The sequence below is a fragment of the Microbulbifer maximicatervae (SeqCode) genome (assembly GCF_052467825.1).
Genome location: NZ_CP174327.1, coordinates 390,337 through 403,491 on the forward strand (window position 1 = coordinate 390,337; position 13,155 = coordinate 403,491).

A 13,155-nucleotide genomic window follows, 5' to 3' on the forward strand; every position below is an offset into this window, starting at 1 on the left:
CTCCGAGCAATAAAAAACCGGCCTAGTGCCGGTTTTTTATTGCCTGTTAGGAGAGACCCTGTCAGTTAACTTCCCAATTGGGAACAAGGACAGGAGATAGCTCCTCCCCCTTGCGCTCACTCTCATCCAGAAGCTGGCCTTCCGCTGCACGCAAACTGAGGTGCTCTACCTCAACGCTGACCGGTTCCACCGACTTGCGTTCGTGCTCCTTTACGAGGTTTCCCTCCATGGGTGCCAAGGTCCATTGCGGGCTAGCCGCAGTTTCCGCCTTCGGCTTGGTTTGCTCGGCAACAGCTGCTCCGCTGCTCTCATCCTTAATACTGACCTGTGCGCCTATTTTGGCCAGGTTTGCACGAAACTGCTGTGCCTGGGGCAGAGATAACCCTTTCTTCAGTACCAGCGGGCGCCCACTGAACAATTTCTCTATCGCCTGGGGATTGCTTTTAAACAGGCGCACCATACTGGCTTTTACATCACCAGCGGTAAAACCCGCCACCAAATCACCGCGAAAAACCAAACTGTAGGTAGATTGCGACATCAATAATATTTCCCTGAGTTACTCTTCCGAATCCAGAGTCTGGTCCATGGTATAAGCCGGAGCCCCTTCAACACGCCCTCCTACCTGGCGGGCGGGAACACCGGCGACGGTTGTATGAGCGGGCACATCGTGCAAGACCAAGCTACCGGCGGCAATTTTGACGTCCTCTCCCACCTTAACCGGACCCAGTACTTTAGCACCGGCGCCAATCATCACTCCGGGGCCAATTTTCGGATGGCGATCGCCGCTGCCGCTGCCGCTGCCGCCCAATGTCACCGAGTGGAGAATCGAGACATTGTCCTCAACCACACAGGTCTCCCCCACCACTAATCCAGTGGCGTGATCGATCATAATCCCGCAGCCAAATCGCGCTGCTGGGTGGATATCCACCGAGAACTGTTCCGATACCTGGCTCTGGAAATAGAGCGCCAAGGTATGGCGGCCTTGATTCCACAACCAGTGCGCTATCCGGTGGGATTGCAGGGCGTGAAAACCCTTAAAATACAGGAAAGGCGTCAGGTACTGGTCGCAAGCCGGGTCCCGGTCATACCAAGCGCAAATATCCTCGCTCATACAGTGGGAAATACTCGGATCATTAGCCAGAGCCGTGGCAATCACTTCCTGAAGTGCGGTTGCCGTGAGGGCATTGTGCTCCAACACCGAAGCCAGGTGATCCGCCATAGCATCACCCAGAGACTTGTGGCGCAAAATGGTATTGTGGAAATAACTTGCCAGGATAGGTTCGCCAGCAGCCGCCTCTGAGGCTTCAGCCCGCATCGCCTGCCAGATATCCCGCTGCCCTTGAACGGCCGCTTCCTCACCCATAATTCATCTCCCTTATATTCCCCAGGGCATTCACTGCGGCGCAGCTTGGCAGGATCACTAGCCCCTTTCAAGAGGAAGCCTCCATCGCAAAGTAGCTTTCTTGCCACCCCCCATTGAGGTGGTAATGAACTGTAACCAACCTATCTCAACAGGCCGCTATAGTTGCCCATTAAATGGGGGGTAGCAGTGATCCGGAACCCAGATATAGCGCGTATAGATGTCCTGAAGGTGCTCGCAAACCGCAGTGCCCAGGGATAGTTCTGACTCCTGCAGCAACTCGGACAGGCGCTCCACGCTGAGAAGTTCCTGAAGCTCTCGGGCCCTGGGGGCATAGCTCAGGTGCCAGCGTTCCGGTGCGACTCCGCCGCGATCCTCTGCATAGGGCCGGAACAGCCCATAACTATTACCCGTGCTGATTTGGTTATCCAGCCAGCGGTGGAAGGCGCCAAAAACTCCGTCGTCCGCCACCTCCTGGGGGGTGAGCTGGACTGCATAGTCAGCGGGGACTGCCGCCGCATCGATAATATCGAAATCGGTACCCCAGTGGTGACGGGATGCTCCCGGCAATGCGGACCAGCGCAGGATAGCGAAGATCAGCTCCCGCTCGCTTAACTGTTCAATATCCAGGGGAGTACCGTGACTATCGAGAACCGGGCGGTGACCCTGCACTTTGGCATTCCAAATCAACAGTTGTCGATCAAAGGCGCGAAAACCGGAAACGATTTTAGGGGCAAACCCCTCTTCACGGGCATCCCGACTCAAGCGCTGGAAGGCGATCAGTGCTTCGGGATGTAAAAGCTGGTCAGAAGCTGGGTCGACAATGACATGCTCATCGCCGAGTCCAAATAACATACGCTTCAGCGGTGTCGATAACATTTGCATCTCATTATTAGGCGAACTCCAAAGGGCAGGCTAAATTATTCAACAGGCTATGCCTACTTTAACAGAGCGCAGACAATCGCCCTTAACTATGGCACCAAAGCAGGGGCACCAAAAGCAGGCGCGCCGCACAATAATCTGGCGGTAATGTTTGTTAGCCACCTGTTAATTTATGTTAAGTTCAAAGCCGCAGTCGAGGGGTTGGCTGCGACAACGGACGCTCAAACTGGTAGGGAAAACCGAATGCACCCGAGTCAATCAGAACTATTAAAACTAAAAAACCTGGGCCTGGCCTCGGTCAATATTCTCCACTCTATTGGCATTCGCTCCCACGATGACCTGCGCAGGGTTGGGCCTGTCGAGGCCTTTATCAGCATTCGCAATCGGGGGATTAACGCCTCCAAAGTAATGCTCTACGCTCTTCAGGGCGCGCTGATGGATGTGCACTGGAACGACCTGGAGCCGGAGCTGAAACAACACCTCACCAGCGAGGTCGACCGCCTCCTTGCCACCCAAAACTCTGACTAGTAATTCCCCTCAAGCACCACGGAAAGAGTCGCAGACACGCGCACTCGACGGACTCGGCACAGCAGGCCAAGCTGTGCCGATCTACAGTAAGGCAAGTTGCGCCAACCCTATCTAAACTTACCGGTGGAGCCGCGGAATAATTCCGTAAAGACACTCACTCAAAGGAGAGATCCGATGTTGCGCATTGGGCTATTCCTGCTGACCAACCTTGCTGTCCTTGTATTGGTTGGCATTATTTTCAATATTTTTGGAATTGGGGGAATTCTTCAGGCAAACGGTGTCGATCTCAACCTCGGCGCCTTGTTGCTGATGTGCGCGATTTTTGGTTTTGGCGGATCTTTTATTTCCCTGCTCTTATCGAAGACCATCGCACGGGTCAGTACCCGCACACAAATTATCGAGCAGCCCCGCAGCGCCGATGAACAGTGGCTGGTAGAAACCGTACGGGAACTCTCCCGCAAGGCGGGCATCGGTATGCCAGATGTGGGGATATTTCCAATGCCCCAGGCGAATGCCTTCGCCACCGGCTGGAATCGCAACAGCGCCCTGGTCTCTGTCAGTGCCGGTCTGTTGCAGCGCTTCAGCCGAGAGGAAGCCCGCGCCGTAATTGGCCATGAAATTGGTCACGTGGCCAATGGCGATATGGTGACGCTGGCACTGATCCAGGGCGTGGTAAATACCTTTGTGATGTTCCTCGCCCGCTTGGTTGGGTTTTTCGTAGACCGGGTTATCTTGCGCAACGAAGAAGGATTGGGCATCGGCTATTTTGTCACATCCATTGTTATGGATATCATATTCGGCTTCTTCGCCATGATGATTGTCGCCTGGTTCAGTCGCCGCCGTGAATATCGGGCCGACCATGCCGGCGCCACACTGGCCAGTCCTCAATCCATGATTGCCGCACTGCAACGGCTCAAGGTGGAGTCCGATCGCGGCCACGAGGAACCCCTACCCGGCAATATGAAAGCCTTCGGTATATTCGGTAGCATGGGAGCGCTTATGGCCACGCACCCACCACTGGATGATCGTATTCTCGCCCTGCAAAATTTTCGTAATTAGATATTTTTCGCATCGCCGCCATCAATCATGGCGATCGTTACCTAAGGAAAAAGATGAAAGCTTTGACCATATTAATTTTCTCATGGCTGATCATTTCAAGCTACGCATCCTCTGATGAATTACCGCCAATTTCACAAATTAAGCCGTCAGTTGCCGAAGAGGGATCTCTAGCAAACGAAAAGCTTATTGATGACACAGTCGCTGAATTAAGTAGAGTTGCCGGAATTAGCTCTGATGCAAAAATCCTTAAATTTGTAATTCAACAACCTGTTGGTAGGGCTGACTCAAGAGCTTGGCGAGAAATGTGGATCGCTAATCCTGGAGATTCTGCTAAGCGGTTTATCATAACCTTTCGGGAAGATGGGCCCGACGCTGCAAAATTTGAAATCCAGGAGATGTAGAACAGGCTCAAGCAGGTGACATGGTAAAGCATGCTAAAAATGCCAGGTTGAGATCGCGCCGCAGGGCATAACTTGTTCTAATAAGTACATTGATCACGCAGCAACAACAGCTCCAACTTTAAATCTCACCTCCGCTCCCCCATAAACAGCAAATAACGCTCGGATATTTCGAACAAGATACACTTTTTAAAACAGTGACAAAAAGCGGAAGGCAACAGTATCCACTGCTCTTGCAATCCGGCAGTTCAAAGGGAGGATTGTATTAATGACTCTACTTAAAACTCTACGCGCCAGCTTAATCTCAGTCTTTTTACTGCTTACCCCGGCAATATCTGCACAGGCGGAAACCTTTGCCACCGACGACGAACGCAACACCATGCAGGTGTTCAATTTTGCCAGTCCGTCGGTGGTCTATGTCACCAATGAGACCCTGGTGCGGGATCGCAGGACCCTACGCCTCCACTCAGTGCCCAAAGGCGCCGGCAGCGGATTTATCTGGGACACTCAGGGCCATATTGTCACCAATTTTCACGTCATTGAGGGTGCGCGGCAAATCACTATTACTTTGCAGGATCGCAGTGAGTGGCCGGCCGAGCTGGTGGGATCTGCACCGGAAAAAGATCTGGCAGTTCTGAAAATTAACGCTCCCAGGGAGTTGCTAAAACCGCTGGTTGTGGGCACCTCCAGCAATCTCGCGGTAGGCCGCAAAGTACTGGCTATCGGCAACCCGTTCGGCCTGGATACCACTCTCACCACCGGTGTGGTCAGCGCCCTGGGGCGGGAAATTGAAGCCGCCAACAACCGCACCATTCGCAATGTTATCCAAACAGATGCGGCTATTAATCCAGGTAACTCCGGCGGCCCATTGCTTGATTCCCAAGCGCGTTTAATCGGGGTCAACACCGCAATTTACAGTCCCAGTGGCGCCAGTGTCGGTATTGGCTTTGCGATTCCAGTGGATACGGTCAAAAAAATTGTGCCGGAACTGATCAATCACGGCCGCCTGGTACGCCCGATTATTGGTATCGAATCCGCCCCGGACCAGTGGAGTAGCCGCTACGGCTTTGAAGGGGTCGCCGTATTGCGTACCGCTCCCGGGCTTCCCGCAGAGAAAGCCGGCTTGCGCGGTATCCACCGCACCCGGGGTGGAGGCTGGGAATTGGGCGATGTGATTGTAGAAATAGAACAGCAGCCGATTCGCAGCTACGACGATCTGCTCAATGCCCTTGAAAAGCATAGTGCCGGTGACGAAATCACTATCGGCATACTGCGTGACGGGACAATTCGCTACACGTCCATTAGACTCGCGGCACCCGAATAAGCAGGCGCTTGCGCCCTGAACAAGAATTAGGCCGGGAGCCGAAAACTTATGCAGAAGTACTTCCTGTGTCGCTATGACGAATTAAGCGAAGGTCGATCCAAAGGGTTCTCCCTCGGAGACACTGCCGCCGGCACTGACAATGTGTTTGCTGTGATGAAAGATGGCGAGGTCTACGCCTACAAAAACACCTGCCCTCACCGGGGCATCAATCTGGACTGGCAGGAAGACCAGTTCCTCGATCCCGATGGCGCACTTATTCAGTGCGCCTCCCACGGCGCGCTATTTCTGATTGAATCTGGGGAGTGTATCGCCGGGCCCTGCACTGGTGATGCCCTTACGCCAGTACCGGTGGAATATGCACAGGACGGTCTCTACGCATTACTGGCCGACTGACAGCTCCCTGCCTTTCCCTTACGGGAGAAAAGGCAGGGCCTCCACCAGCTCGACACCTTCAGCACCAAGCTTCGCACGGTATGCGAGCACTTGCACACCAGCATTAACAGCGGAATCCAGGGCCTCAGCATAAGCGGGATCAATTTCCCGCGCCGCCTGCACCGTCTCAATACCGCTGTGTTGGACGCAGTAAAAAAGTACCGCCCGCACTCCGCTCTCAGCCAGCTTTTGCAGCTCGCGTAGGTGCTTGGCGCCCCGGGCACTTACTGCATCGGGAAAGTAACCCTGCGCCCCATCTGCCAGGGTCACATTTTTCACTTCCACGTAGCAGTCCCCATCGGTGCCAGACAACAACAGATCGATACGGCTGTTTTCCTCGCCGTAGCGCACTTCCCTGCGCAGGGATTCATAGCCCTGTAACTCGCTGACTACGCCGGACAGAATGGCCTCTTCAACCAGAGCATTGGCGCGGCCTGTGTTCACCCCCGCCAGGGCTCCATCCGGGGTCGTACAGATTTCCAGGGTGTGGCGGTACTTGCGCTTGGGATTGCCAGAATCGGAGTACCAGCAGTCTCCCCCCTCCACCCAACAACTCTTCATAGACCCCGTATTTGGGCAGTGGATGGTAAACACGTCGCCACTGGCAGATTCCACATCGGCGAGAAAACGCTTGTATCGGCGCAAAAGTGTTGCCTTTTGCAACGGAGGGGTAAATTTCACGGGCTGGACCACTTGGCTGTAATTTCAGGCGCCACAAAATAGCAGACAACTATTTGTGGCGCGAATCGCGCAGATTTGATAGCTTCCTCGCTCTCGGTCGCCAGGGGTATCGGTACCGAGAACAGGATTAGCCTGACACCACAGCGAATTTGATAGGTGAAAAAAGCATCACTTAGAAAGATTCCGGTCTAGGCTAGATTGAATTTGGTGGTATCGCCCCCATAAAGGGGGGCCCGTATAGAAAGAGAGGCAACGACTATGCCCAAAACTGCTGCGAGCACCGAATCTCTGCACGGCTTTGAGCCCTACAAGGAGACGCAGGGCGAAGAGTACATGAATGAGAAGCAGCAGGAGCATTTCCGCAACTTGCTGTTGGCCTGGAAGGCCGAGCTGATGGCGGAAGTGGACCGCACCGTTTCCCACATGAAAGACGAGGCCGCAAACTTCCCCGATCCCGCAGACCGCGCCAGCCAGGAAGAAGAATTTAGCCTGGAATTGCGCACCCGCGATCGCGAGCGCAAGCTGATCAAGAAGATCGATGCCACCCTGGAGCTTATCGACCAGGATGACTACGGTTTCTGCGAAGCCTGTGGTGTTGATATCGGCATTCGCCGCCTGGAAGCCCGTCCAACCGCCACTCTGTGCGTGGACTGCAAAACCCTCGCGGAAATCAAGGAACGGCAGATCTCCGGCTGATCCACAACCGATAGCGGCACGGCGTTCGCTTGCGATCGCCCTGCTCGGAGGGGGCGATCAATGTATCGCCCCTATTCATTTTGAACAGCACAACTCCCTATATTGGTCGCTTCGCACCCTCCCCGAGTGGACCACTCCACTTCGGCTCACTGGTGTGCGCCGTCGGCAGCTACCTTGACGCCCTCGCCCATGGCGGACACTGGCTCCTGCGCATGGAAGACCTCGACCCTCCCCGGGAAGAGCCCGGCGCGGCAACCCGCATTCTGAAATCCCTGGAAGCCCACGGACTGCACTGGCAAGGCCCCGTCGAATGGCAGAGCAAGCGCTACGCACTCTACGAGGAAACCCTGTCCACACTGCGCCAACGGCAACTGATTTACCCCTGCGACTGCTCACGCAGCCAGATTAAGAAAAATGGTGGACATGCGAACGACTTCTGTCGCCTTAAATACGATGTGAGCGAACCCTCAGCGCTGCGATTGCAATGCGCAGGCGGCGAGGAAGGCTTTGTGGATATTTGGCACGGAGAGCAACGGCAGCTAATCCGCGAAGACACCATTCTCAAGCGCCGCGACGGCCTCTATGCCTACCAACTGGCAGTCGTTGTCGACGATATCGATCAACAGATCAACCAGGTGGTGCGCGGCTCAGATCTATTGGATACCACCGGTGCACAACAGCGCTTGTATAAAATCCTCGGCGCCACTCCACCCCAATTCGGCCATCTGCCGTTGGTGATGGGCCCTGATGACAGGCAAAAACTCAGCAAACAAAATCACGCGCCGGCTATCGACGACAACATGGCTTCCGATAACCTGTGTAAGGCCTTACAGTTCCTCGGCTTCAAACTGCCAAACACTGCCCTAACAGAATCCCCCGAGCATATTCTCAAGTGGGCTACCGCGCGCTGGCGCCGCCACCAGGTAGATATGCGCAACCGCCAATTGCACTGATTCCAAGCTGCACTTACCATTTCCGCGCCAGCCGCCCTTAGGGGTCCGGCTGATAACCCGCGTTGACGATTACACAGGGATAACTTCTCACCGGTACAGTGCGCGGGCAACAAATTTCTCTAGCGGGTTTTCAAGGCGATCTATGAGTAACCGCACACTATTAATTCTGCTGGTGTTGGTGGGTTATGTATTCTCCCCCACCATCTTCACCTGGATGATCAATCCCGTCGGCGCCTGGTACCGGCCGTTTATCCTCTGGTTCGTGCTGATCCTACTGGCGATTTTTATCCAGTGGAGGCGCAAATCGAATGAGCTTTGATATTGCCCACATTGCCCTGGTGGGAGTGGCCTATATCGCCACCCTGTTTTTTGTCGCCTTCGCCACCTCCAAGGGCTGGCTGCCTTCCCGCTGGGTGCGCCATCCGCTGGTTTATGTGCTCTCCCTGGGCGTATCATTATCGGCCTGGACCTTCTACGGTATCGTCGACCTGGCCTGGCAATATGGTTACGGGGTACTCGCCTACTATCTGGGCACCGGCGCCATGTTCCTGTTTGCGCCAGTAGCCCTGGAGCCACTGGCGCGCCTGGCACAGCGCTACCAGCTGTACTCCCCGGCAGATCTTCTGGTGTTCCGCTATCACAGCCGCCAGGCGGGGACTCTCGCCACCCTGTTTATGCTGTTGGCGCTGCTCCCCCTGATCGCCCTGCAAATCCAGGCGGTATCTGAGACCCTGGCGCTGCTGTCGCGGGATAGTGTGGCAGCCCTGGCGCTGCCGGACAGCGGTGTATCGAGCAAAAATTTAATCGCATTTTTCTACTGCGTGCTGCTGGCGGTATTCACCAGTATGTACGGCGCTACCCGCGAGCGTGGCGAGGGCCTGGCCAGTGCCATGGCCCTGGAGTCCCTGGTAAAACTGGTGGCTCTCACCGCTGTGGGCGGCTATGCCATTTACGGCGTCTTCGGAGGGTTTTCCGGCCTGGATGAGTGGCTGCTGGAGAACCCCGATATGCACCAGCTGCTCTACACCCCCATCAAGCAGGGCTCATCCCATACCCTACTGTTGGTGTTTATCGCCACTGCCGTGGCTATGCCACATATTTTTTACCTGAGTATTGCCGAGCGCCCCACCGGACAGGCAATGCGCACCGCCAGCTGGGGCTTCCCCCTGTTCCTGCTGCTGATGGCCCTGCCCATCTTCCCCATCATGTGGGCGGGCTTTGCCCTGGATGTGGCCGGCCCGGTGCAGTACTTCTCCCTGGCGGTTCCCCGCGCCAGTGGCTCGGCACTGCTCACCACCCTGGCCTTTATCGGCGGCCTGTCAGCAGCCACTGGCGCGCTGATTATGATCACCCTGGCCCTCGCCACCATGGTGATGAACCACTGGCTGCTACCCGGCACCCGCTGGCACTCTGAGGACAATATGTACCGGCAGCTGGTGTGGTTGCGCCGCGCTCTGATCGCCGCTCTATTTATTGCCGGCTTTGCCTTTTACCTGTTACTCAACAACCGACTCTCCCTGTCGGATCTGGCCCTGCTGGCATTTATCGGATCACTCCAATTTCTGCCTGGGATTTTTGCTGTAATCCACTGGCCGCGAGGCAATCGACGCGGATTTGTCGGTGGCCTGCTGGCGGGCATGTTGCTTTGGGGGGGCGGCCTGCTAATTCCGTCAATTTTTGGGATTACCGGCATCACCCTGCCCGGCACCTCCCTCCAGATCCCCCTGGGGATGTCTATCTGGACACAGATCACCACCCTGTCACTGGGGGTCAATGTCCTGTTATTTGTCGGCCTATCTCTGTTCACCCGCACCAGCAGCCTGGAGCAGTACGCCGCTGACCTGTGTAGCGACGACACCATCGCCCAGGCTCTGCGCCTGGGACTGGATGTGGAATCTGCCGCAGATTTTCGCCTGCGCTTGGCTGAAAGCCTCGGAGCCGCTACTGCGAATAAAGAAGTTAAACGCGCTCTCGCCGCCCTCAATCTGCCGGACAACGAGCGCCGCCCCTACGCCCTGCGCCAACTGCGCAACAAGCTGGAGTCCAATCTTTCCGGCCTGCTGGGGCGGGTTCTGGCGGTGCAAATTATCGATCGGCACTTCCCGTTTCAGAACAGCGATCAGCCGGCGAACAAGGATATTCACCTGATCGAGACCCGATTGGGCCGTTATAAGCACCAGCTCACCGGCCTGGCCGCAGAACTCAATAACCTGCGCCTGTATCACCGTCAAATGCTGGAAGAGCTACCGATGGCCGCTTGCTCCCTGGGGCGCGACGGAGAAGTCCTTCTGTGGAACTACGCCATGCAGGACCTCACCGGTATCAGTGCCAGCGAGGTAATCGGCTCGAAATTGGAATACTTGGCAGAACCCTGGCGCAGCCTGCTGGGGGAATTTGCCCTATCCACCGATGCCAGCCGCTTTAAGCAACAGGTGAGCCTCGACGGCAATAGCCACTGGCTCAACCTGCACAAGGCGCGGCAAAAACGCAGCCGCAGCGACCGCTCCCGCGACGAGCGCGGCGATGCACAAATGTTGTTGCTGGAGGACATTACCGAAACACAGGTCTTGGAACAGGAACTTATCCACAGCGAGCGCCTGGCCTCTGTGGGTCGCCTGGCCGCCGGCGTAGCCCACGAAGTGGGTAACCCGGTAACGGGAATCGCCTGCCTGGCGCAAAACCTCCAGTACGACTGTGACAATCCGGAAGTCCTGGAAACCGCCGACCAGATCTTGAGCCAGACCCAGCGCATCAGCCGTATCGTCCACTCCCTGGTCAACTTCTCTCACAGCGGCAACCAGGAAGACAGCGAGCGGGCCCCAGTGGACCTCTATGCCTGTGTACAGGAGGCGGTCAACCTGCTGTCCCTGCAACGGGATAAGACCGAGGTCCAGTTTGAGAACCGGGTACCTGAAGACTTGATCGCCCCGGGAGACAACCAGCGCCTAATCCAGGTGTTTATCAACCTGCTCAGCAATGCCCGCGATGCCAGCCCCGATGGCGGCCAGATTGTAATCGAGGGCTATCGCAAGAGCGGCAGCGCCTGTGTCTCTGTCACCGACAGCGGACCGGGAATTTCAGCTCAGCATCGTGAACGGATTCTGGAGCCCTTCTTCACAACGAAAGAGCCCGGCGAAGGTACGGGGCTGGGGCTGGCAATGGTTTACAGCATTGTCGAGGAGCACGGCGGCCAGCTGGAATTGGTCAGTCCCGCAAATCCGGAAACCGGGACTGGCGCCCGCTTTATTGTGCAACTCCCCCTTGGAGACTGAGATGGCTGGACACCCAAATCGATCATTATTTGTGCAAAAACAACCCGATTAACCGTTTTTGAGTTGCATCGAAACGGCGCCCGGGTAAAACTAGGCGCTTACTGAGCATTTTGTAACCAGGCGTAACATATGAGCCACATCCTCATCGTCGAAGATGAAGCCATTATCCGAACGGCGCTGCGCAAGCTTTTAGAGCGGCACCGCTACAAAATCAGTGAAGCGGGTTCGGTAAAGGAGGCGCTCACCAAGTACCGCCTCAATGAAGTTGACCTGGTTATCTCCGATCTGCGCCTGCCTGGCGCACCGGGCACCGACCTGCTCAAGCACGCCGGTGATATTCCGGTACTGATCATGACCAGTTACGCCAGCCTCCGCTCTGCGGTGGACTCCATGCGTATGGGGGCCGCCGACTATATCGCCAAGCCCTTTGATCACGACGAAATGCTCGCAACCGTCCGCCGGGTCATAGGCAAAGCGGAGCAGAATCGCGCCCAGCCCGTCAACGAGAAAGAAAATACCGGCACTATTGCCGGCATGATTGGCAGCAGCCCAGTGATGAGGGAGCTCTACGGTCGCATCCATAAAGTTGCCCCCACAGACGCCACCGTCCTGGTGCACGGTGAAACCGGTACCGGTAAGGAACTGGTTGCCCGGGCTATTCACGAGGAGAGCCGCCGGGCCAACAAACCGCTGATCTCCGTCAACTGTGCCGCGATTCCCGACACGCTGATTGAATCTGAGCTGTTCGGCTACGAGAAAGGTGCATTTACCGGTGCCCAGAGTTCCCGCGAGGGACTGGTAGCGGCAGCCGATGGAGGAACCCTGTTCCTCGACGAAATCGGTGAGCTGCCCCTGGAGGCACAAGCCCGCCTGCTGCGTGTATTGCAAGAGGGCGAAGTGCGGCCAATCGGCTCGATCGAATCCCGCAAAGTGGATGTGCGCCTGGTAACAGCCACCCACCGCAACCTGCGCCAGCTGTCAGCGGAGCGTAAATTCCGGGAAGACCTCTACTACCGCATCAATGTGGTGCAAATGACGCTTGCCCCCTTGCGCGAGCGAGGCAGAGACGTCCTAGCACTGGCAGAGCACCTGTTGGAAAAGTTCTGCACCAAGATCGAGCGCCCTTTATTGCGCTTGTCACCGGAAGCCATCCAGGCTGTTACCACCTACACTTGGCCCGGTAACGTGCGCGAACTGGAGAACGCCATCCAGCGCGCTGTGATCCTGACGGATAAGAACAGCCGCGAGATCGACCACAAAACCCTGGATATCGATCTGGACCTGGTACCAATCGAAGAGGCCGACGGCATCCCGCGCCCCCGCAGTCTGCACACCGACCCCCGTGAGGACCTGTCCCTGGAAGACTACTTCGCCCGCTTCGTTATTGAGCACCAGGACACAATGAGTGAGACAGACCTGGCCAAGAAGCTCGGCGTCAGCCGCAAATGCCTGTGGGAACGACGCCAAAAGCTGGGCATTCCCCGCAAGAAGAGCCGCCGCAGCGCCGCCGCAGAAGCTTAAAACTAACGTTATCCCCAGGGGGCTTCGCCCCCTACTCCCAATCCGTCCT

Annotated in this window: 14 protein-coding genes; 10 read left to right on the forward strand and 4 right to left on the reverse strand. The window is 56.3% G+C overall.

Translation table 11 applies throughout. The annotated features are described in order from the left end of the window. Positions 1-61: 61 nt before the first annotated feature. The 3 genes from ACJJII_RS01770 to ACJJII_RS01780 all read right to left on the reverse strand — a co-directional run bounded on the left by ACJJII_RS01770 (position 62) and on the right by ACJJII_RS01780 (position 2,239). Positions 62-538, reverse strand: a complete 477-nt coding sequence (locus ACJJII_RS01770; RefSeq protein ID WP_444918094.1) for a hypothetical protein — start codon at positions 536-538, stop codon at positions 62-64. Positions 539-556: 18 nt separating this feature from the next. Continuing rightward, on the reverse strand, positions 557-1,363 hold the full coding sequence (cysE, locus tag ACJJII_RS01775; protein ID WP_282931441.1) for a serine O-acetyltransferase: 807 nt from the start codon (positions 1,361-1,363) through the stop codon (positions 557-559). 156 nt (positions 1,364-1,519) lie between these two features. Further along, positions 1,520-2,239, reverse strand: coding sequence for a M15 family metallopeptidase (locus tag ACJJII_RS01780; protein ID WP_444918095.1), 720 nt, complete (start codon positions 2,237-2,239; stop codon positions 1,520-1,522). A gap of 246 nt (positions 2,240-2,485) precedes the next feature. Here ACJJII_RS01780 and ACJJII_RS01785 point away from each other — a divergent pair, with 246 nt between their 5' ends. From ACJJII_RS01785 to ACJJII_RS01805, 5 genes are all read left to right on the forward strand, one after another. Continuing rightward, positions 2,486-2,770, forward strand: coding sequence for a TfoX/Sxy family protein (locus ACJJII_RS01785; RefSeq protein ID WP_108735343.1), 285 nt, complete (start codon positions 2,486-2,488; stop codon positions 2,768-2,770). Positions 2,771-2,944: 174 nt separating this feature from the next. Further along, positions 2,945-3,829, forward strand: a complete 885-nt coding sequence (htpX, locus tag ACJJII_RS01790; protein ID WP_282931439.1) for a protease HtpX — start codon at positions 2,945-2,947, stop codon at positions 3,827-3,829. 53 nt (positions 3,830-3,882) lie between these two features. Beyond that, positions 3,883-4,230, forward strand: a complete 348-nt coding sequence (locus tag ACJJII_RS01795; RefSeq protein ID WP_444918096.1) for a hypothetical protein — start codon at positions 3,883-3,885, stop codon at positions 4,228-4,230. Positions 4,231-4,495: 265 nt separating this feature from the next. Then, positions 4,496-5,551, forward strand: coding sequence for a S1C family serine protease (locus ACJJII_RS01800; protein ID WP_282931426.1), 1,056 nt, complete (start codon positions 4,496-4,498; stop codon positions 5,549-5,551). Between the two features lie 48 nt (positions 5,552-5,599). Beyond that, the gene (locus ACJJII_RS01805; protein WP_444896214.1) at positions 5,600-5,944 is read left to right on the forward strand and encodes a Rieske (2Fe-2S) protein; all 345 of its coding nucleotides are present in this window, start codon (positions 5,600-5,602) and stop codon (positions 5,942-5,944) included. 18 nt (positions 5,945-5,962) lie between these two features. Here the strand turns inward: ACJJII_RS01805 and sfsA are convergent, their stop codons facing one another. Continuing rightward, complete coding sequence (gene sfsA, locus ACJJII_RS01810; protein WP_444918097.1) at positions 5,963-6,664, reverse strand: DNA/RNA nuclease SfsA; 702 nt, start codon at positions 6,662-6,664, stop codon at positions 5,963-5,965. A 258-nt stretch (positions 6,665-6,922) separates the two neighbouring features. Here sfsA and dksA point away from each other — a divergent pair, with 258 nt between their 5' ends. From dksA to ACJJII_RS01835, 5 genes are all read left to right on the forward strand, one after another. Then, positions 6,923-7,360: an RNA polymerase-binding protein DksA gene (gene dksA / locus ACJJII_RS01815; RefSeq protein WP_108734345.1), complete on the forward strand. Its 438-nt coding sequence runs from the start codon at positions 6,923-6,925 to the stop codon at positions 7,358-7,360. 80 nt (positions 7,361-7,440) lie between these two features. Then, complete coding sequence (gene gluQRS / locus ACJJII_RS01820) at positions 7,441-8,313, forward strand: tRNA glutamyl-Q(34) synthetase GluQRS (RefSeq protein ID WP_444918098.1); 873 nt, start codon at positions 7,441-7,443, stop codon at positions 8,311-8,313. Positions 8,314-8,455: 142 nt separating this feature from the next. Then, complete coding sequence (locus tag ACJJII_RS01825; RefSeq protein ID WP_169337099.1) at positions 8,456-8,632, forward strand: hypothetical protein; 177 nt, start codon at positions 8,456-8,458, stop codon at positions 8,630-8,632. Next, positions 8,622-11,585, forward strand: coding sequence for an ATP-binding protein (locus tag ACJJII_RS01830; protein ID WP_413663173.1), 2,964 nt, complete (start codon positions 8,622-8,624; stop codon positions 11,583-11,585). Before ACJJII_RS01825 ends, ACJJII_RS01830 begins: the two co-directional genes overlap by 11 nt. A 129-nt stretch (positions 11,586-11,714) precedes the next feature. Next, the gene (locus ACJJII_RS01835) at positions 11,715-13,106 is read left to right on the forward strand and encodes a sigma-54-dependent transcriptional regulator (RefSeq protein ID WP_444907386.1); all 1,392 of its coding nucleotides are present in this window, start codon (positions 11,715-11,717) and stop codon (positions 13,104-13,106) included. The last annotated feature ends 49 nt before the right edge of the window (positions 13,107-13,155 follow it).

Bases quoted from the DNA above. Each gene is read 5' to 3' on its own strand.
- ACJJII_RS01770 (WP_444918094.1), bottom strand. From the start codon at position 538: ATGTCGCAATCTACCTACAGTTTGGTTTTTCGCGGTGATTTGGTGGCG.
- cysE (WP_282931441.1), bottom strand. From the start codon at position 1,363: ATGGGTGAGGAAGCGGCCGTTCAAGGGCAGCGGGATATCTGGCAGGCG.
- ACJJII_RS01780 (WP_444918095.1), bottom strand. From the start codon at position 2,239: ATGTTATCGACACCGCTGAAGCGTATGTTATTTGGACTCGGCGATGAG.
- ACJJII_RS01785 (WP_108735343.1), top strand. From the start codon at position 2,486: ATGCACCCGAGTCAATCAGAACTATTAAAACTAAAAAACCTGGGCCTG.
- htpX (WP_282931439.1), top strand. From the start codon at position 2,945: ATGTTGCGCATTGGGCTATTCCTGCTGACCAACCTTGCTGTCCTTGTA.
- ACJJII_RS01795 (WP_444918096.1), top strand. From the start codon at position 3,883: ATGAAAGCTTTGACCATATTAATTTTCTCATGGCTGATCATTTCAAGC.
- ACJJII_RS01800 (WP_282931426.1), top strand. From the start codon at position 4,496: ATGACTCTACTTAAAACTCTACGCGCCAGCTTAATCTCAGTCTTTTTA.
- ACJJII_RS01805 (WP_444896214.1), top strand. From the start codon at position 5,600: ATGCAGAAGTACTTCCTGTGTCGCTATGACGAATTAAGCGAAGGTCGA.
- dksA (WP_108734345.1), top strand. From the start codon at position 6,923: ATGCCCAAAACTGCTGCGAGCACCGAATCTCTGCACGGCTTTGAGCCC.
- ACJJII_RS01825 (WP_169337099.1), top strand. From the start codon at position 8,456: ATGAGTAACCGCACACTATTAATTCTGCTGGTGTTGGTGGGTTATGTA.
- ACJJII_RS01830 (WP_413663173.1), top strand. From the start codon at position 8,622: ATGAGCTTTGATATTGCCCACATTGCCCTGGTGGGAGTGGCCTATATC.
- ACJJII_RS01835 (WP_444907386.1), top strand. From the start codon at position 11,715: ATGAGCCACATCCTCATCGTCGAAGATGAAGCCATTATCCGAACGGCG.